The sequence below is a fragment of the Wolbachia endosymbiont (group A) of Opomyza germinationis genome (assembly GCF_964264765.1).
GTDB classification, from domain to species: Bacteria; Pseudomonadota; Alphaproteobacteria; order Rickettsiales; family Anaplasmataceae; genus Wolbachia; species Wolbachia pipientis.
Genome location: NZ_OZ183482.1, coordinates 381,162 through 401,522, shown reverse-complemented (window position 1 = coordinate 401,522; position 20,361 = coordinate 381,162). Strand labels below are relative to the sequence as shown.

The window sequence follows — 20,361 nt, the reverse complement described above, 5'->3', positions numbered from 1 at the left end:
ATTCACTATACTGCTATAGATTTTATAGCAATATAGTGAATGAACATTTTTAAGCAGATTTCCTCTCTAATCTTTAGTAAATTGAATGAGTTGAAACAAAGGGGTGTTATAAGCACAAGTGCAGCAAACTTTATCATAGAGCCTCCAAGCAATAGAGTCCATGGAGACATTTACACAAATGTTGCTATGGTGCTTGCAAAGCATGAAAAGAAGAATCCCATTGAAATTGCAGAGGTTTTAGCCAAAGAATTTGAACTTTTTGATGAAGTTGCAAAAGTGGAAATAGCAGGCTCTGGTTTCATCAACATGCACTTAAAAATAGAAGTGTGGCATGGAATTTTAAAACAAATAAATGAGCTAAAAACAGAGTTTGGCACCCTAGATATAGGGAACAATCAGGCCATTAATGTTGAATTTGTATCTGCAAATCCAACTGGTCCACTGCATATTGGTCATGCAAGAGGGGCAGTATTTGGTGACGTTCTGGCAAATTTATTGAAAAAAGTTGGTTATAAAGTTACTAAGGAATACTATATTAATGATGCTGGAGCGCAGATAGATACGCTAATTCGGTCAGTATATTTGCGGTATAAGGAAGCTCTGGGAGAAAAAATCAGCATCGAAAAAGGTTTATACCCAGGTGAATATTTAAAACCAATAGGGACTGGGCTGGCCAAAAAATATGGCGCAGAGCTTCTAGAAAAGCAAGATAATCAAGTGATTAGAGACTATACTTTAAGTTCTATCTTAGAAATCATAAAGGAAGACATGAACTTACTTGGAGTAAATCATGATGTTTTTACTTCAGAGTATGAGCTACAAAAAAGTGGCAAAATTGAAGAGAGTATAAAGATATTGTCTGACAAGGGTCTAGTGTATGAAGGGTACCTGGAGAAACCAAAAGGCAAAGAAAGCGAAAATTGGACTTCCAGAAAAGAGATGCTATTTCGCTCTACAAAATTTGGTGATGACGTTGACCGTGCATTGAAGAAAGAGGACGGCAGTTGGACTTATTTTGCCTCGGATATCGCTTACCATTTTGATAAGATATCGCGTGGTTTTAACAATATGATCGTAGAGCTTGGTAGTGACCACGGCGGTTATGTCAAAAGACTCAAAGCAGTCGTCTCTGCGCTCAGTGATGATCAAGCAAAAATAGAGGTAAAACTGCATAATATTGTGAATTTTTTCGAGAACGGCAAACCTGTTAAGATGTCCAAAAGATCAGGAAACTTCCTAACAGCAAGAGATGTAGTGGAAGAAGTTGGCAGGGACATAACTCGTTTTATAATGCTAACACGCAAGAATGATATGGTCTTGGACTTTGATTTTGCTAAAGTTAAAGAACAGTCAAAAGACAACCCTATTTTTTACGTGCAATATGCGCATGCTCGTGCTCATTCGTTAATGCGTAATGCTCCAAAAGAGCTCCCAACAGCAGATCCTTCACTTTTAAGGACAGGTGGAGAGCTCTTCCTCATAAAAACCTTAGCAAAGTGGCCAGATGTGGTAGAAATTGCAGCAAGGCTTTGTGAGCCACACAGAATTACTTTCTACTTACTTGAAGTTGCAGAAGCGTTTCACGTTTTATGGGGGTATGGCAAGAGTGATTTAAACATGCGTTTCATACTGGAAGACAACTTAAACCTCACCGCTGCAAGAATGTTTCTCGTGCAGGCCTTAGCACACGTCATCGCTTCTGGACTTTCTATCTTCAATATAGAGCCTTTGGAAGAGATGAGTTGATTTTTTTATGCAAGATTGTTTTTTCAACGAATAGAGAAGTTGACAAAATTAAGTAAAAATGTTATAGTTTGTAGTAGTATTTTCTGGTTAATATATGGCTCACAGTCAAAAAAAGCTCAATGTTAATGTAAGTTTTGACAGTAAATTGGCTCAGTATCTTACAGAAATGGCAGAGACTCAAAATAAAACTATTCCTGAAGTTTTAGTAGATTTAGTGGAAGAAGAGTTCGAAGAAGATGTAGAGCTATCCAAAATAGCTGACGATCGCCTCTCTGAAGGTGAAGAAGAAGTAGAGGATGATGAAAACATCTGGAAATAAAACTTACACTATAAAATTCTTAAAAAATGTTATTGAAAAAGAAATTCCAGCTCTTCCGGCAAAGATTAAATTAATGGTTCAGGAGGCCATAAAGAAACGCCTTACAGTTGATCCTTTTAATCTAGGAAAGCCTTTATGTCATAGCTTTAGAGGGCAATATAGGATAAGGGTTAGCAACTACCGTATAATTTACATCATAAATCATTCAGAACGTAAAGTACTTATTACTGCAGTGGGGTATAGAAAAAACATTTACAAACACAGAAGATTACACAATTAAAAATATAAGAAAGATCTCACCGCTGCAACTTGTCCAAGCCTTAGCACACGTCATTGCTTCTGGACTTTCTATCTTTAATATAGAGCCGTTAGAAGAAATGAGTTGATTTTTTTTTGTTACAATATGTAATGATCAAAATATTATTCAAAGTAGGGTAAAGTTATGACGATCAGTTTTAGGGAGTATTCAACTGTATTCACTGAAGTTGCGGAACAGACAGATTTAAATGGAAATAACATAATTGAAAGAATAAAAGGGCATTAGCATAGATCCCGCTAACAAGCAGCGGGATGACGGTTGTCAGGGTGTCAGGCTAGTACCTTCTCTTGTCATCCCAGTGCCCAGACACTGGGATCCAGAAAAGTTTGCTTGTGAACAAGCAAACTAGCATGGAAAGTGGTTACAACATTTTCGATGAGATTATATGGAAAACTGTATTCCAGTGTCAAGCACTGGAATACATCACAGGGGCACTGGAATGACACCCTTTACGGGCTCTTAAATTGCAACTATAAATGTTTAAGAAATTTACCAAATGAAAAAAAAGGCAAAAGAAGCCCCATGGTGGTTGGCTATTTACTATGTACTAAAATATCGGCGTTTTTTTTATTCTAAAACGCTTGATTAAGAGCGATTTAGCTGCTTTTAACTTGCAACTAACCTACACCGCAAGTGTTTAAGAAATTTACTAAGCAGGAAAAAAGGCAAAGAAACCCCGTAGTAGCTAGCATTCAAATTCTCCCTTGTCAATTTGACGTTTTTTGCTGTCTTAAACGCTTTGTAAGCGCGTTTCGGCTTATATAGGTAAAAACCCAGAAATTTTTAAAGACATGCGATGCACGTAGTGCGAAAAATTAAACATGAGACGCCAAATACCCTAAGTTTTTTGTCATTAACCTGCACAGATTGCGAAGATAAATAAATAGCTTCAGTTTCATGATAAGGGGGTTGGCGAAGGGTGTCAAGTAATTCCGTTCCTTATGGGTAAAAAAAGAGAAACTCTAAGTTGCAGCCGCACAATGTTTCTCTTTTCTGCTGTTGATGATTATTTCGCCTATTGTAACTGCCGCTAGAATAAAGCAATAATATACCTGTGTTAATAAAGAAATAGGTGATACAGAGGCGATGCTACCTGCTAGCAATAGTTGGGAACCATAAGGTAAGATACCTTTTGTAGCACAAGCAAAAACATCTAATAAGTATGCGCTGCGATGTGGCGCAATACTGTGTTTTTGTGCAAGCCTTTTTGCAATGCCACCACTTAGTAAAATAGCAATGGTATTATTGGCAACTAAGGTAGTAAACATAGACGCAATTCCTGCTATCACAAATTCAGCTTTAGTTTTTGTGATATTGCTTTCATCGATGAGTTTATGCAACGCTTTTTGACCTTGCTTGTACATTATATGGCTCAATCCACCGATAAATAGAGCAAATATCACTATTTCGTTTACTTTTTTGAAACCGTCATACACGTCATGAGGAAATTGAATGATAGCATAGTCAAAAAAAGTTATTCCTAGCACACCAGCAATAATTATGTTTATAGTTATTGTTACTAAAGTGGCGACTTCAAGCAGCCCCATGATTATTAAAGAAATGTAAGGAATAATTTTTATTATAGAATAATAATCTAAATTTGATATAGAAATAATTTTTGTACTATTTGAGGCAACTGCTAGGTAGATGAGTGTTATAATGCTGGCAATAAGTGCAACTTTAGAGTTCATTTTAAGTTTATCTTTTGCTGAAGCTTCCTGTGAAGAAACAGATGCAATGGTGGTATCAGATATCATCGAAAGGTTATCGCCAAACACGGCACCACCTACTACAGTTGCAGTTCCTATTTCGAGACCAAAAGCTCCACTTTTTGCCAGATTAACAGCTATAGGTACCATCAGCGCAACAACTCCCATAGATGTGCCAATTGCAGTTGAAATAAAAGCAGAAGCCAAAAATACTCCAGGCAGCAGTAATCTTGCTGGAAGGAAATTAAGAATTAAATTAGCAACAGTGTCTGCGCTACCGATTGATTGAGTCACCGCAGAAAATGCTCCAGAAAATAAAAAAATTAAACACATAGTAAGGGTGTTTTTGTCACCCATGCCCTTGATAACAGTATCGATGTTATGCTGAATTTTATTTGTACCACGTGAGACAGCAAAAAATAGTGCTGGTAATAAGCAGATTACTGGTGAAACCTGATGAAGTGGATTATCAGTTCCGATAAAAGAAAAATAAGCACCACTTCCAAGATACAAGATTAAAAAAATAATCAAGGGGACAAAAGCTGTCATTTTACTGTACCTAAACTTATAACTATAACTAATTAAGTGGTTTTAAGCAAGTTTGGTTTTCACTAGTTCTACAGGAAGTCAATAGCAGAGTTTTAAACTTCATATTTAATCTACTAAATAAATAGCACATGTAGCTTATTGCTTGACAATAGGATCTAATTGTTGTCTAGATTCCAGCATCACGCGCACAACTGTACGAACATTTGTTTGCGAAGAAATGTTATAGCTGGTTTTGCCTCAAACACAAAGATGTCATCCGAGTAGCTGACTACTTGGATCCAGAAAATTTTGCTGCGAGTAAGCAAATTTGTTTGGTGAGCATAGAAAGTGGAATGTGTAAGCGCAGCCTCAACAGGTTGTCATCCAAGTAGCTGACTACTTGGATCCAGATTGGATACTGAGTTGGTGAGTATAAAAGTATAGCTAACGCGAGCTCTACGTCATACCGCCGCAGAATAATTAACCGTCATACCGCGATTCATTCGCAGTATCCCTTCGCGGTATCCCTTAGCCGCTAACAAGCAGCGGGATGACGAGCTTATCGTCATGCCACCGCGAACCGTCATACCGCGATTCATTCGCGGTATCTCTAGATCCCGCTAACAAGCAGCGGGATGACGGTTGTCGTTTAGCTATAAATATTTAAGAAATTTACTAAACAGAAAAAAAGGCAAAAGAAGCCCCGTAGTTGGCTAATTACTTACATTATACTTTCAAGTATGGCGTTTTTTTATTCTAAACGCTTAATAACCGCGACTCAGCTGCTTTTAAATGCAACTAACCTTAGCTATAAATATTTAAGAAATTTACTAAACAGAAAAAAAGGCAAAAGAAACCCTAGGGTAGCTAGTTATTCACTATCCATTTTTTAAGTTGGCGTTTTTTTATGTTTTAAACGCTTTATAAGCGCGTTTCAGCTTATGTAGGTAGAAGTTTGATAAAGACATAAGGTGCACATAGTGCAAAAAATTAAACATGAGACGCCAGATACGTGAGTTTTTTTGTCATTTAATCTGTACAGAGAAGATAAATAAATAGCTTCAGTGTTTATGATAAGGGGGCTGGCGGAGTTTGTCAAGCAAGTTTTTTATTTCTAGCGGTTGTTGCCAAAAACTATACAAGAAGTCTATTGAAATTACGTATATCAATCGTTGTAAAATCACACAATTGCTCTGTAGAGCTATGCCCTGTAATAATTACTATACCATTTTGCTCAGAGCGTATTGAGATTAGGTTCAGCACTAATTCACACGTTGCACTATCAAGATTACAAAATGGTTCATCTATCAGCCAAACGTTTGCATTAGAAATCAAGAGGCGAGCAAGCGCAACTCTCCTTTTCCAGCCTGCAGAAAGTTCGCCATATCTAATATTAAGTACAGGTTGCAACTGCAAGCAACAAATAGCTGCCACAATCAATTCTCTAGTATTTCGTATTCCTGCCCAGAATTCTACGTTTTGAGCAACAGTTAAGCTATCTTTACAGGCATTCTTATGGCCTATATAGACCATAGAAGATATATAGGATTTTGGATCATCATATATATCTTTTCCGCAGTGCCTTATATTGCCTGATACCGGCGGTAAAAGTCCAGATAAACTTCTAATTAAGCTGGTTTTACCACTACCATTTGGACCAGTGATTAGAATCTTTGATTTTAGCTCAGCTTTAAAACTGAGATTCTTAAATAGTACCTTATTATTACGAGTGCAGGATAAATTTTCACATTCAAGCATGGATTATCTGCCCTTTCCCTTATGTTTACCTTGAGTTGAAGCCTGAGCTTTTACAAACAGCTCCCAAAATCCTTTCTGTCCGCCTTCTCTATGTATCAATTGTGCAAAACGCTGCATTAAACCATTACCCATCATAACCATCTTTGTCCATTTACCTACCGGTTTTGCTATGTCAACTATTTCTGGATCTTCTTTATAAACTTGCACATCTTTTTGCTTCTCACGCAGTATTTCCTGTTGTTTCATCAACTCTTTTTGCTTATTTTTTTGATATAATTCATTGAATTTTCTGTCTTCTTCCCACTCTTCTTTAAAAACTTTTCTAGGAAATATGATTTTTCTAATGCGATTTTTGTATATTTTTCTCAAAAAGAGAAATACTTTGACTATAGCAAGTAATGCTATACTATATATAATAATTTGTCCGAAAGACATTTTCTGTACTCAGCTTACGCCACATTATATTATACCATAATTATAGAAATTGTGCAATTTTTGTGTGAGTAAAGACAGTATAAAAGTAATACTGCTCTATTTCGTAAACTGGACAAATATCTGACGAATGGGCTTGTATGTGGTAAGGTTTATTTCTATACTTTTTAAAGAATTTAGAAGTGAAACAAATATGAACTGCTACAAGACTCACACGTGTGAAGAATTAAGAAAGAATGATGTAGAAAAGGAAGTTACCCTTTCTGGATGGTTATATCGTAAGCGCGACCATGGTAACCTAATTTTTGTTGATTTAAGAGACTTCTACGGAATCACTCAGCTAGTATTTAATAATGACAAAGACTTTTTTGATGAGATATCAAATTTAAAATTGGAGAGTGTAATTACTGTTACAGGAATAGTTGAAGCTAGAACTGAAGATACGGTAAACAGCTCTATTTCTACCGGAGAAATCGAGGTGATAGTCAACAATTTGCGCGTTGAGTCGGAAGTTGAGTTCCACTTTGATGAAGAAATAGCAAAAGAAGAAAGAAGTATATTGGCAAGCATTACCGGCGAGCAAGAATACCCAGAAAACATGAGATTTAAATATCGATTTCTTGACTTAAGACGTGAAAAAGTCCGCAACAATATTATTTTGCGCTCACAAATTATTGCAGAGCTCCGCAAGCTCATGATAGAGCGAGGATTTTTAGAGATTCAAACTCCAATACTCACTGCTTCCTCTCCTGAAGGAGCACGCGACTACCTAGTGCCAAGCAGGCTAAATCCTGGCAAGTTCTATGCATTGCCACAAGCTCCGCAGATTTTCAAACAGTTGCTCATGGTTTCAGGGTTTGATAAATATTTCCAAATTGCACCGTGTTTTCGTGATGAAGACGCAAGGGCTGACCGTTCTCCGGGAGAGTTTTATCAGCTAGATCTTGAAATGTCTTTTGTAACTCAAGAAGACATCTTTCAGATTATTGAGTCTACCTTATATAGAGTGTTTGCTAAATTTTCTCGCAAGTCTGTCGATAAAGATTTTCCACGCATTACATACAAAGAGGCAATGCTTAAGTATGGTTCTGACAAGCCAGATTTGCGTAATCCACTATTAATCAGCGATGTTACAGAAATTTTTCGTGATTCAGGGTTCAATATTTTCAAAAGCAATATTGAGCGTGGTATGGTAGTGAGAGCCATCCCTGCACCTAAAACAGCAGAGGAACCACGCAGCTTCTTTGATAAAAAGATAGAACATGCGCAAAAAGAATTCGGTGCTAAGGGTCTCGGATATATAACGTTTGATAAAGATGGAACTGCGAAAGGCCCAATTGCTAAATTTCTTGATGAAAATAGGCTAAACCACATAAGAGAAGCAACAAACATAGAGCCAGGAGATAGTGTATTTTTTGCTTCTGACAAAGAGAATGAGGCGGCAAACATTGCAGGAAAAGTACGCACTCTTTTAGGGTCAGAACTCAGTCTTATAGATGATAATATCTTCAAGTTTTGTTGGATCATTGATTTTCCATATTTTGTATATGACGATAAAAGTAAAAAAATCGATTTCTTTCATAACCCATTCTCCATGCCACACGGTGGTCTGAAAGATTTAGAGGACAAAAATCCACTGGATATCCTTGCTTACCAATATGATCTTGTTTGCAATGGAATAGAACTGTCAAGTGGGGCGATTCGTAATAACAAACTGGATATCATGTATAAAGCTTTTGCCATTGCAGGTTATAGCCGGGGAGAAGTTGATACAAGATTCGGTGCACTTGTACGTGCATTCAGATTTGGTGTTCCTCCTCATGGTGGAATAGCACCAGGAGTTGATAGAATAGTTATGCTGCTTGCTGATGAGCCAAATATTCGTGAAGTAATCTGTTTTCCTATGAACCAGCAAGGTGAAGATGTTCTAATGGGTGCTCCTTCCAAGGTGGAGGATAAGCATTTACGTGAATTATCCTTGAAGGTTATTGAATGAAAAATTTTATAGCAAGGAGCACCGGTTAATGATATATTAGGTTATGTTAAATTGAAAGACCATGAATAATATCCAAAAAGCAATACTATCGGGCATGATCTGTAACATGATTGTGTGGTATGAACTCACTCTTTTTGGAGTATTAACAGATACAATCATCAACGTTTTTTTCCCATCAGAAGATCATTATTTGAGTACACTCAAATTCCTTGGTGTTTTTGCAATTGGTTTTGCGTTTAGACCAATTGGTGCAGTAATTTTTGGTTATATGGGAGATAAGTATGGCAGAAGAAAGACTTTACTTACTTCAGTAATATTAATTTCAATATCATCCACAATTATGGGAATTATACCTGGGTATAAAGAAATAGGGTTGCTTTCACCTGTATTGCTTGTGTTTTGTAGAATAGTGCAAGGAATAACTGCAGGAGGTGAAACAAGCATTAATACAGCATTTACGATAGAGCATTCAAAAGATAAAAAAAATCTAGGTTTCTTAGGAAGTATGAAGCCCTTTAGCGGAGCCCTTGGAACGCTCTTATGCATAACAATGATATTTATCTGCAAAAGAGTTACAGGTGAGAACTATGAAATATGGGGATGGAAGTTGCTTTTTTATTTTTGCTTTTTTTGGGGGACAATAGGTTTTTTAACTAGGTACATATTAAAAGAAAGCTTAGCATATAAAACTAATAAGTACGCTAATAATTTAGCACATTCACCATTGTTAGAACTAGTAAGAAACTATAAAAGACCGCTTATTATTTCAATCAATCTGGGAATTGCTCAGAATGCAATTGTCTACGCAGCAATAATGTTTTATAATATATCAATAAAAGAGCTAGTTATTTTATCTATTAGTGTTAAAGATTTAATGAGGATAGTAATACAGGTTGTATTTGCAGCATCTGCGGTACTTTTTGCAATTTTATCTGATAAAGTTGGAAGAAAACGCGTAATGATTCCTGTACTGATTATGCTATCTCTGATTGGTACATGTGTATTACCATTATTATCTTCCGTTAACCACTATGTCGTAATAATAACTTACTTATTGATTACTATACCAGTAGGTGCATCTTTTGGAATATATGGTTCTGTTATTTGTGAACTGTTTCCAACAAAAGTAAGATGCACTGGCGTAAGCTTAGCAAATAATATATCTGCAGGAATTTTTGGTGGCCTTTCTCCATACATATGCATGTGGCTTATAGAAAAAACCGAAACAAAACTTGCAGCAGGCATTTATCTTACTGCCTGCGCATTAATTAGCCTAATATCTGTGCTTCAAATTAAAGCCAAAGACAGAAAAGTTGATTGGTGAAATCGTTTCAGTCGAAAAATAGCGCTTCAATGGATTTTTCGATGTGTTTAGTGATAGGAGCGGTGATAGTGATTTCTTTATTGTTTGGCAGTTTTAAAGATAAAGAATGCGAATGAAGGTGAATTTTATTTGCTATCCCATCAATAAAAGCTTTTTTACCACCATATTTACCGTCACCAAGAATAGGGCAATTTATATGAGCTAAATGTGCACGTAACTGATGGGTTCTGCCGGTAATTGGTTGTAATTTTAAATAAGCAACATTGTGTTTGGATTTTGCTATAATTGAAAAATGCGTAGTGGCATTCTGAGGTGAATTTTCATCAACGACCACTTTTTCTTGACCTGAAACATATTTTTTCACCAATGGATAGTCTATTGTTCCACTATCCTTGCTCGGTATGCCAGAAGTTAATGCTAAATAAGTTTTTTTTACTCTTCGTCCTTTAAATTCTTCCATAAGGTATCTGGCAACATTAGCGTTGCGTGCGAATATTATCACTCCACTCGTATCTCTATCTAGCCTATGGACAATTTTAAATGTTTCTCCCTCTCTTATTTGGTCAAGCAAATCACTCATGCTAATCTTTACTTTTACGCCACCTTGAACGATGACCCCTGCGGGTTTGTTTATAGCTAGTATATATTCGTCTTCATATAATATGTTCTCTCTTAGTAGATTCACTAACTTTTCATTATATTTGCGATCAGAATTAGCGTTTTCAATATAATTCAAGTGCTTCAGCGTTATAGTTTGCCCAGAATTTACTCTATCACTGGACTTTGCTTTGCAATCATCAACTTTGATTAATCCTTTCCTTAAAGATTTTTCAATTACAGATTGCTTTAGATCAGGAAAGATTCTTCTGATGTACCTATCCAGCCTAACGTTATCGTCTTCTATTAATATGGTTTTTATACTTTGTAGCATTCCATTATTTATAATGAATATCTAGTGAAATGTCAATTATTGGTGTCATTCCAGTGTCAAGCACTGGAATGACACCGAAGGGGCTACTGCCGTCATAAAGGAACCAGTGTCAGCTACTCGGATGACAGGAGAAGGAGACTACTGAGATGACAGCTAGCCTGAAAACCGTCATCCCGCTGCTTGTTAGCGGGATCTAGAGATACCGCGAATGAATCGCGGTATGACGGTTCGCGGCGGCATGACGTAGAGCTTGCGTTAGCTATACTTTTATACTCACCAACTCAGCTGGATCCAAGTAGTCAGAGCACTGGGATGACAAAAAAAGGAGGGCACTTGGATGACGGGAGAAGGAGCTATTTGGATGACATCGTTTACTATACAATGTTTGTACAGTTCTGGATAAAAAAATTAGCTAACAAATTTATAAACATCAGTATACAGCTCATCAACGCTTGGTTCTTTACTATTTTTGGCAAAATCTTCCGACTTTTTTACTAAATCACGTATTTCCTTATCAATTACTTTGCACTCTTCTTCTGAAGCCATTTTATTATCTGTCATGTATTTCTTTAAAGTGCTTATAGGGTCATGATTTTGCTTCATATCTTCAACTTCTTCTTTTAAGCGATAAGTAGCAGGATCTGACATTGAGTGACCGCGATATCGATATGTCTTCATTTCAAGCAGGATAGGCCCTTTTCCGCTGCGTGTGTGTTCCGCTGCTTCGCTTGTAGCCTCATAAACAGAGAAAAAATCCATTCCATCAACTTGTTTTCCAGGAATACCAAAACTTTCTCCTCTTTTATATAACTCTGTTACTAAAGTTGACCTTTGCACGGAGGTTCCCATTGCGTATTCATTATTTTCTATGATGTAAACCACAGGCAACTCCCACAAAGATGCCATATTAAACGATTCATATACTTGTCCTTGATTTGCAGCACCGTCGCCAAAATATGTAAATACCACATTATCTTTTTTCTTATATTTATTAGCAAATGCTATTCCTGTGCCAATTGGAACTTGTGCTCCCACTATTCCATGCCCGCCGAAGAATTTTTTTTCAACGTCAAATACGTGCATCGAACCACCTTTACCTTTCGAGCATCCTGTTTCTTTGCCGGTAAGCTCTGCCATTACAACATTTGGATCAGAATCACATGCGAGCATTAAGCCATGGTCTCTATAACTTGTGATAAAAGCGTCACCTAATTTTGATGCAGCTTGAGTTCCAACTGCAACTGCTTCTTGTCCTATTGATAGGTGACAGAACCCGCCTATTAATCCCATCCCATATAATTGTCCTGCTTTTTCCTCAAATCTGCGTATGAGTAGCATTTTCCTGTAGAATCCAATTATCTGTTCTTTAGTGAAATTTTCTGCTTTCATATCGATTTCTTTTTCATTAAACTAACACAATACCAGGAATTTTAAATTTTTGCTAATGAACTATTACCACTGGCTTGAGGCTTTTCACGTTATCTCTGTTATCATGTGGATGGCAGGTATGCTTTATTTACCCAGGCTTTATGTCTACCATGCAACTGTAAAACCGGGATCGGAAAATGATAGCTTGCTTCAAACAATGGAAAAGAGGCTACTTAGATATATCATAAACCCTGCAATGCTTTTCTCACTTGGTCTTGGAATTACACTAATGGTTATTAGGGAAGCATATCGTGAAGGATGGTTTCATGTAAAAGCATTTGCAATACTTTTGATGTTAATTATTCATATGCTACTTGCAAAATATAGGAAAAATTTTGCAATGGGTTCGAATAAGAAGTCACATATTTATTTTCGCGTTTTAAATGAAGCAGTTACAGTATTGATAATAGTTATAGTTATTATGGTTGTTGTAAAACCTTTTTGACTGACCTTACCCAAAAAAAGCAGAAAGCTCGTATCTGTTCAGATGCATGGCTAATGTACAATACTGAAATAAAAATTCCAGTGCTCCCTTTCTTGTCATCCCAGTGCTTGACACTGGGATCCAGCTTTCTTTACAAATTCACCAAAAGTGCTTCATTCTATAACGCAAAACCCATACTCACCAAACTCAATGCATTACTTGCAATTAAGTCTCCTGGATGCCAGTGTCAAGCTACTCGGATGACACCATTCTTTTTCCTGGATCCCAGTGTTAGCTACTTGCATGACACCATTCTTTTTCCTGGATCCCAGTGGGCTTTGTTGCATCGCTAGCTATGATGGATAAAGATAAAAAAGGTAGAGAATATCAGTAGCTTATTATTCTGGTATTTATAACAAGAACGGTCAGTGAATACCTAAATTTGAGTAAAAGAAATTTCACTACCACTCACTAATCCGGCTAAAATTCAAGAATTTCAATGCTTTAGCTATTTTCAATAGAATTAAATTTATTAATATAAATAATAAATTACTATTCTTAAATTTGATCAGATTGATTGCAAAAAAACAAGATTTTCAATAGGTTGCTTATAATCCTAACTATAGTTAGCCTTTCATAAGTAGCGATGCAACAAAGCCATCCCAGTGTCAAGCACTGGGATGACAAGAAGAGGGCACTGCCCTCTTGGATGGAAGCCAGTGTTAGCTACTTTCATGACACCCTGACAACCGTCATCCCGCTACTTGTTAGCGGGATCTAGAGATACCGTGATGGTATGACGTAGGGGTTGCCGAGAACTTGTCATCCCAGTGCTTGACACTGGGATCCAGTTTTTCGTATAATTTTGTCAAAATCTATTGTGCTAGCAAGTTCACTAGCGTCACGCGCTGGTCTGTTAGACATTTACGTGTAGGGTGAAGAAATTTTGAAAAAGACATACCAAATATGAAAGGCCTATATATTAAAACTTACGGCTGTCAGATGAACGTTTATGACTCCGTTTTAATGGAAAATGTAATTAAACCTTTGGGGTTCAACGTTGTTAGTGATGCAGGGAAAGCCGATTTAGTGATACTGAATACTTGTCACATTAGAGAGAAGGCAGCAGAAAAACTTTACTCAGAGCTTGGGAAGATTCATTCGTTACGAAAAGAAATGACTATAGTGGTGGCTGGGTGTGTAGCGCAAGCAGAGGGAGAAGAAGTGTTCAGAAGGGCTCCTTTTGTTGATATTGTTGTTGGTCCGCAGAGTATCGCTACCTTACCGGAGCTGATAGTCAAAGCAAGCAGAAGTAAAGGTCATGTAATAAACACTGATTTTCCTGAAGTTGCAAAGTTTGATAAATTGCCAGATGAATGCTATGGCAATAGCCAGGGGTCTTCTGCGTTTCTTGCCATACAAGAGGGTTGTGATAAATTTTGTACGTTTTGTGTAGTGCCCTATACTCGTGGAGCTGAGTATTCACGGCCAGTGAATGAAATATTTCGTGAAGCATTGAAATTAGTTGCAAATGGGGCAAATGAGATCAATTTGCTTGGTCAGAACGTCAATGCTTACCATGGGGAGTGCGAAGGGGAAGTGTGGGATTTAGGAAAATTAATTAGTCATATTGCTAAAATTGAAAAGCTAGAGAGGATTCGTTATACAACTTCTCATCCAAGAGATATGCATGAATCTCTCTACTTGGCACATGCGGAAGAGCCAAAGCTCATGCCGTTTGTTCACCTGCCTGTGCAGTCTGGTTCGAATAAAATATTGCACGCGATGAACAGGAAACACACTGCAGAGGAGTATTTGGAAATAATAGACAGATTTCGCAAATTGAAACCTGAAATCGAATTTTCTTCTGATTTTATTGTTGGTTTTCCTGGAGAAACCGAAAAAGATTTTGAAGAAACTATGAAATTAGTAGAAAAAGTTAGATATGCTCAGGCTTATAGTTTTAAATACAGCCCAAGACCAGGCACACCGGGAGCGGAAAGAAAAGATCAAGTACCAGAAGAGGTTAAAACAGAGCGCCTTCTTCGTTTACAGAAATTAATTAGTAAGCAACAACTTGAGTTTAACCAGAGTATGGTAGGTAAAACTATACCTGTTCTATTTAGCGATAAAAAAGGTAAACACCAAAACCAAATTATTGGTAAAAGCCCATATATGCAATCAGTGTGCATTGATGATTCTGAAGATAAATACAGGGACAAAATAGTAAATGTGAAAGTGTTGGAAGCTCGGCAGAGTAGTTTGCTGGGGTGTGCATTTCACTGATTTTAAGCAGCGTTAAATATAAATCTTAAGCAAAGAGTATTGAAAAAATGCAATCATAATCTTTTTCAAAAGTTACAAAGTTTAATTGCTACCTCTGCTGAACGGGTACCTTAAACCTACAAATTTGAGCTTACCTATATCAATTTTTTGTACAAGATGAGTTAGTAACAACTTTATGTATAAAATTGAAGAAGAATAAAAATACAATAACGAGCATTAAATTAAATATTCCCACCTTTAAAAAACCCTCTTTATATATTTCTAAAGATTCTAAATAATTTATTTTACCATTTACTGAAGGAACTGACATAAATTTTGATATTGCAACTCCGGCTAGGTTAGAAAACGCTAATGACAGCATTACTATACCCATCACTACTCCTCTAAGGTTTTTGGGGGCTAGTGTAGTTGCTTGTTCTTGGACTAATGGAGCAATACATAATTCTCCCAGTCCCATAAAGGAGATAGCAATTATTAAATATAAGTATTCTACTTTACCTTCAATGTTAGAGTTTAAACATCCTATGTACAGTGTGAAAAAACACATAGCCATTGTCAGAAGGCCAAGGGTAAACATGGAAGTTGCATATTTTTGCTTAAACTTCATGTATGTTCCAAAAAGAAAGCCAAATATTATAATTGACAAAGGATTTATGGCTTGAGAAACTGAAGCTGGGATTGTTATACCTAATACATTGTTAATAACGTTTCTTTCGGTGAATAAGTTAACCAAAGAGCCAAGCTGCATTTCTAAAGCAAAAAAACACAAGAAAAATACCACAAGAATAGATAATGCCACTAATTTTCGTCTTTGTTCTGCTGATAATTTAGATATTATATAAATAAATATGCCCAGAGCTGTTATTCCAATAAATATGAGCATATTAGTAAAAAATTCACTATGTATAAGCATTTTAGCAATTATTGATGATGACAGAAAGCTTCCTATCAATACTATACCAAAAATTTTAATCCCTAATATGCGCTTATTCATAAGCTCTGGATAAGGAGAAAGGCCGCTATCTCCTAAAAGATTCTGAAATTTGAGAAAAAAGATTAGCCCTATAGACATCCCAATACCAGCTAAACCAAAGCCGTAGTGCCAGCCAAACAAGTGGGCTACATAACCACATGAAATAGAAGCCAATATTGCTCCAATATTCACACCTACGTAAAATAAAGTAAAGCCTCTGCTACGTTCAGGATCGTCTTTGCCATAGCATGAACTAAGTAAGTTAGTTACGTTCCCTTTAAACATACCAGTACCTATGGCTATTAGAGATAAACCTAAATATAATAAACCTGGTTCAAACTTAACCAATGACATGCAAGCATGACCTGCTATCATCACTATCCCTCCAAGCAACACCATGTTGCGGAATCCCATCAACTTATCAGCTAAAAAACCTCCAAGTATTGGTATAGCATAACCTGTTGCAGCAAATAATGAGTAAATAGTAAAGGCCCTCTCATCAGTGAAACCTAAGTGAGAAGTCAAAAATAGGACCAAAAGTGCCCTCATTCCATAGTAAGAGAAACGTTCCCACATTTCAACAAAGCACAACATTTTTAAAAATTGTGGAAACTTATCTGTCTTCTGATCCATAAAATACCCCTAAAGCTTGGGTTAATGTTAAGTAAAACAATAAAAACTGCAAGTAAAACTTAAAAAAAGGTATTGGAAGCTCGGCAGAATAGTTTGTTGGGGTGTGAGCTACGGAAATATTTTTGAATTTGTAATTTTTCAGAAAGCCCTATATTCTTTAGTTTTACATAGCGAACATGAAGTCAAAGCATTATCCTGATACAGTAAGTAGTCCTGATTTTTTATCGTTAGAAAAGGAAATCATAAAATTTTGGCAGGAAAACAAAGTTTTTGAGCGGTCAGTTGAAGAACGTTCCAAGGATAATTGTTTTGTCTTTTACGATGGGCCTCCGTTTGCAAATGGACTTCCGCATTATGGACATTTACTCACTGGTTTCATCAAAGACGCATTTGCAAGATATCAAACTATGCTTCAAAAAAGGGTTGAACGTAGATTTGGCTGGGATTGCCATGGATTGCCGGCTGAGATGGGTGCAGAAAAAGAACTTGGAATATCTGGTAGAACTGAGATAGAGAAGTTTGGTATAGATAAATTTAACGATCATTGCCGTACTTCTGTGATGAAATTTTCATCAGAGTGGGAGAAGTATGTAAATAGGCAAGCAAGGTGGGTAGACTTTCACAATGACTATAAGACTATGGATAAATCATTCATGGAGTCGGTCATGTGGGCATTCAAGCAGCTTTATGATAAGGGTCTGGTGTATGAATCAGTGCGCGTTGTACCATATAGCTGGGCATGCGAAACTCCATTATCTAATTTCGAAACAAGGCTTGATAACGCGTATAGAGAAAAAGTTAGCAAAGCTGTAACTGTTGCATTTGAGCTTTTAGAAAACCCACAGCAATTTAAAAGTGTTAAACGAAAGTGTAAATTACTTGCTTGGACTACAACTCCTTGGACGTTGCCGAGCAACTTGGCTTTAGCAATAGGAAAAGATATTAAGTATTGTGCAGTGTCAGTCCACCCTTTGATGTCATTCCAGCGCGTGACGCTGGAATCTATTTCTGGATCCCAGTGTCTGGGCACTGGGATGACAGGGAGTAGTGAAGGAAGTTCAATGAATGGTGAAATATACATTTTTGCTGAAAGCTACTTAGAGAAATTTATCAGCCACTCTGAACAAAACAATATTCCATATGAAAACTGCAATATAAAACTTAAAGCGAATGATCTTGCAGGTCTTTCTTACAAACCACTGTTTGACTATTTTAAAGACACAAAAAATGCATTTCGCGTTTTTATTGCTGATTATGTGACGGAAGAAGACGGTACTGGCGTTGTGCATACTGCTCCTGGATTTGGTGAGGAAGATTTTTACCTTTGCCAAAGCCATGATATTCCAGTTATTTGTCCAATTGATAACAGTGGAAAATTTACTGCTGAAGTTTCAGATTTGGCAGGGGTTCATGTTTTTGATGCCAATGATACAGTAATAAAAAAATTGAAAGGGCAGGGAAGTTGGTTTAAGACTGAGCAATATATTCACAATTATCCACACTGCTGGAGAACTGACACTCCTTTGATCTATCGAACTATGCCTTCTTGGTATGTTGCTGTTACAAAATTCAAAAGCAGAATGGTAGAGCTAAATAAGAGAGTTAATTGGATACCAAACCACATTAGAGATGGTCAATTTGGAAAATGGCTTGAAGGGGCACACGACTGGTCAATTTCACGCAATCGATTCTGGGGTACGCCAATCCCTGTATGGAAATCAGATGATGCGAGATATCCAAGAGTAGATGTATATGGTTCAATAGAAGAACTGGAGAGAGATTTTAATGTTAAAATAGACGACTTGCACAGACCATTTATCGATACTTTAACAAGACTAAATCCTGATGATCCAACAGGAAAATCAGTTATGCGCCGTGTACCTGACGTGTTTGACTGCTGGTTTGAATCTGGCTCGATGCCATTTGCGCAAATCCACTATCCGTTTGAAAATAAGGAGTGGTTTGAATCTGCGGATTTTATCACTGAATACATAGCGCAAACCAGGGGGTGGTTTTATACGCTCTTTGTATTGTCCACTGCTTTGTTTAATAGGGAACCATTTAAGAACTGCATATGCCACGGTGTTGTTTTGGATGTAAAAGGGCAAAAATTGTCCAAACGTTTGAATAACTATGCAGATCCAATGGAGGTTTTTGATAGATACGGTTCTGATGCACTGCGTTTTCTTATGCTTTCTGGATCTATTATTTGTGGTGGTAATTTGCTACTCGATAAAGAAGGAAACTCAATACGAGATGTTCTGAAAAACGTAATAAAACCTATTTGGAACAGTTATCACTTTTTTACTATGTATGCAAATGCAGATGGAATTAAAGCTGAAGTTTGTAAGGATTATCAAAGTACTATTGATCGCTACATGATTTCCAAATGTTTTGAAGCTGTAGAAAGTATCCAAGCTTCTATGAACAGCTATAGCTCCCAAGAGGCTTGCAAAATTCTGATAGATTTTTTTGAAGTGCTGAATAACTGGTATATTCGTCGCAGTCGCGAGCGTTTTTGGAAAAGTGATTTGGATCAGGATAAAACTGATGCTTATAATGTTCTATATACGGTTTTTTATTACATACTAAGAGCTGCAGCTCCTTTGTTGCCACTTATAACAGAGAATATATGGCAAGGGCTTAAGTATGAAGAAACATCTGTTCATTTGGCTAATTTTCCACAATTAGAGAAGTTTGATAGTCAGCTCATTGCCAAGATGGATCTAGTGAGAGAGGTGTGCAACTCTGCACTTTCGATCAGAAACACTTTTAATATACGTATCAGACAGCCGCTTGGCAGTATGATCATTTATCATCAGTCTTCCTGTAGTTTTCTTGAAGGTGAACCGCTTTCTGTCATCCCAGAGTTCTCTCCTGTTATCCAAGTAGCTGACACTGGGATCCAGTGTGCTGCAGATTCAAATGAGTACCAGGAGATGATAAAAGATGAGGTGAATGTAAAAAGCTTGGAATTAGTAAACAGACTTGAAGGTATTGCATCACTAGAGTTAAAGCTAAATTTCCCACTGCTTGGGAAAAGAATTCCAGACAAAATCAAGAAGCTAGTTCAATATGTCAAGGAGGGAAAATGGAAGCAAGTTGAGAATGAGCAGATATTTCTAGGAGACGAATCAGAGAACTATATTATAGAAAAAGGCGAATATGAACTATTGTTAAAAGCAAACAGTGAATATTCCTCTGTATTTGATAACAATAAAGGGATTGTCATTCTAAATACTGAACTAAATGATGAATTAATTCTAGAAGGGTTAGCGAGAGATGTCGTGAGGCTCATTCAAGAAACCAGAAAACAAGCTGATTTTCATATATCAGATAGAATCAGAGTAATAATCAAAACAGAAGAAGAGAAAATTAAGGAAGCAATAAATACGTGGTTTGAATATATAAAAGAGCAGACCCTTGCCTTATCTTTGGACATTAATACAGAAATTGGAACTAACTTCTATTCTAAGGAATATCAGGATTTAAGTGTTAGTATTGAGCGTTAAATTTTTAATAAAGTTGCAAGATTGTCAGTATTTATGCTATACT

Annotated in this window: 16 protein-coding genes; 10 read left to right on the top strand and 6 right to left on the bottom strand. The window is 36.7% G+C overall.

All coding sequences use genetic code 11. The features are described from left to right. Positions 1–39 precede the first annotated feature (39 nt). The 3 genes from argS to ACFEL3_RS01925 all read left to right on the top strand — a co-directional run bounded on the left by argS (position 40) and on the right by ACFEL3_RS01925 (position 2,345). Positions 40–1,746, top strand: a complete 1,707-nt coding sequence (argS, locus tag ACFEL3_RS01935; RefSeq protein ID WP_010962564.1) for an arginine--tRNA ligase — start codon at positions 40–42, stop codon at positions 1,744–1,746. 94 nt (positions 1,747–1,840) lie between these two features. Next, complete coding sequence (locus ACFEL3_RS01930) at positions 1,841–2,065, top strand: hypothetical protein (RefSeq protein ID WP_010962565.1); 225 nt, start codon at positions 1,841–1,843, stop codon at positions 2,063–2,065. After that, positions 2,046–2,345 (top strand): type II toxin-antitoxin system RelE family toxin, encoded by a 300-nt coding sequence (locus tag ACFEL3_RS01925; RefSeq protein ID WP_010962566.1) that lies wholly within the window; start codon positions 2,046–2,048, stop codon positions 2,343–2,345. The genes ACFEL3_RS01930 and ACFEL3_RS01925 overlap by 20 nt, the downstream gene beginning before the upstream one ends. Positions 2,346–3,346: 1,001 nt before the next feature. On the opposite strand, the gene ACFEL3_RS01920 is transcribed toward ACFEL3_RS01925, so the two are convergent. Next, entirely contained in the window at positions 3,347–4,642 is a 1,296-nt protein-coding gene (locus ACFEL3_RS01920) for a Na+/H+ antiporter NhaC family protein (RefSeq protein WP_006280467.1), read from the bottom strand. Between the two features lie 203 nt (positions 4,643–4,845). On the opposite strand from ACFEL3_RS01920, the gene ACFEL3_RS01915 reads away from it, so the two are divergent. Beyond that, positions 4,846–5,013, top strand: coding sequence for a hypothetical protein (locus ACFEL3_RS01915; RefSeq protein WP_155975180.1), 168 nt, complete (start codon positions 4,846–4,848; stop codon positions 5,011–5,013). Between the two features lie 742 nt (positions 5,014–5,755). On the opposite strand, the gene ccmA is transcribed toward ACFEL3_RS01915, so the two are convergent. Both ccmA and ACFEL3_RS01905 read right to left on the bottom strand, forming a co-directional pair. Further along, positions 5,756–6,379 (bottom strand): heme ABC exporter ATP-binding protein CcmA, encoded by a 624-nt coding sequence (gene ccmA / locus ACFEL3_RS01910; protein ID WP_007548816.1) that lies wholly within the window; start codon positions 6,377–6,379, stop codon positions 5,756–5,758. A 3-nt stretch (positions 6,380–6,382) separates the two neighbouring features. After that, positions 6,383–6,814, bottom strand: coding sequence for a hypothetical protein (locus tag ACFEL3_RS01905; RefSeq protein WP_010082661.1), 432 nt, complete (start codon positions 6,812–6,814; stop codon positions 6,383–6,385). Positions 6,815–7,004: 190 nt separating this feature from the next. Here ACFEL3_RS01905 and aspS point away from each other — a divergent pair, with 190 nt between their 5' ends. Then, positions 7,005–8,807 (top strand): aspartate--tRNA ligase, encoded by a 1,803-nt coding sequence (aspS, locus tag ACFEL3_RS01900; protein ID WP_038198726.1) that lies wholly within the window; start codon positions 7,005–7,007, stop codon positions 8,805–8,807. A 61-nt stretch (positions 8,808–8,868) separates the two neighbouring features. Then, on the top strand, positions 8,869–10,131 hold the full coding sequence (locus ACFEL3_RS01895; RefSeq protein WP_038198717.1) for an MFS transporter: 1,263 nt from the start codon (positions 8,869–8,871) through the stop codon (positions 10,129–10,131). Positions 10,132–10,138: 7 nt separating this feature from the next. Here the strand turns inward: ACFEL3_RS01895 and ACFEL3_RS01890 are convergent, their stop codons facing one another. Beyond that, the gene (locus ACFEL3_RS01890) at positions 10,139–11,062 is read right to left on the bottom strand and encodes an RluA family pseudouridine synthase (RefSeq protein WP_006279888.1); all 924 of its coding nucleotides are present in this window, start codon (positions 11,060–11,062) and stop codon (positions 10,139–10,141) included. A gap of 408 nt (positions 11,063–11,470) precedes the next feature. Next, on the bottom strand, positions 11,471–12,451 hold the full coding sequence (gene pdhA, locus ACFEL3_RS01885; RefSeq protein ID WP_006279887.1) for a pyruvate dehydrogenase (acetyl-transferring) E1 component subunit alpha: 981 nt from the start codon (positions 12,449–12,451) through the stop codon (positions 11,471–11,473). 55 nt (positions 12,452–12,506) lie between these two features. On the opposite strand from pdhA, the gene hemJ reads away from it, so the two are divergent. The 3 genes from hemJ (at position 12,507) to miaB (ending at position 15,200) form a co-directional block, all read left to right on the top strand. Beyond that, complete coding sequence (hemJ, locus tag ACFEL3_RS01880; protein WP_010082641.1) at positions 12,507–12,935, top strand: protoporphyrinogen oxidase HemJ; 429 nt, start codon at positions 12,507–12,509, stop codon at positions 12,933–12,935. A 53-nt stretch (positions 12,936–12,988) separates the two neighbouring features. Continuing rightward, positions 12,989–13,267, top strand: a complete 279-nt coding sequence (locus ACFEL3_RS01875; protein WP_138265071.1) for a hypothetical protein — start codon at positions 12,989–12,991, stop codon at positions 13,265–13,267. A 613-nt stretch (positions 13,268–13,880) separates the two neighbouring features. Continuing rightward, positions 13,881–15,200 (top strand): tRNA (N6-isopentenyl adenosine(37)-C2)-methylthiotransferase MiaB, encoded by a 1,320-nt coding sequence (gene miaB, locus ACFEL3_RS01865; protein ID WP_010962578.1) that lies wholly within the window; start codon positions 13,881–13,883, stop codon positions 15,198–15,200. A gap of 139 nt (positions 15,201–15,339) precedes the next feature. Here miaB and ACFEL3_RS01860 read toward each other — a convergent pair whose 3' ends face one another. Continuing rightward, positions 15,340–16,806, bottom strand: a complete 1,467-nt coding sequence (locus tag ACFEL3_RS01860) for a peptide MFS transporter (RefSeq protein WP_007548626.1) — start codon at positions 16,804–16,806, stop codon at positions 15,340–15,342. 176 nt (positions 16,807–16,982) lie between these two features. Between ACFEL3_RS01860 and ACFEL3_RS01855 the strand changes: the two genes are divergently transcribed. Next, entirely contained in the window at positions 16,983–20,318 is a 3,336-nt protein-coding gene (locus ACFEL3_RS01855) for a class I tRNA ligase family protein (RefSeq protein WP_070356811.1), read from the top strand. The last annotated feature ends 43 nt before the right edge of the window (positions 20,319–20,361 follow it).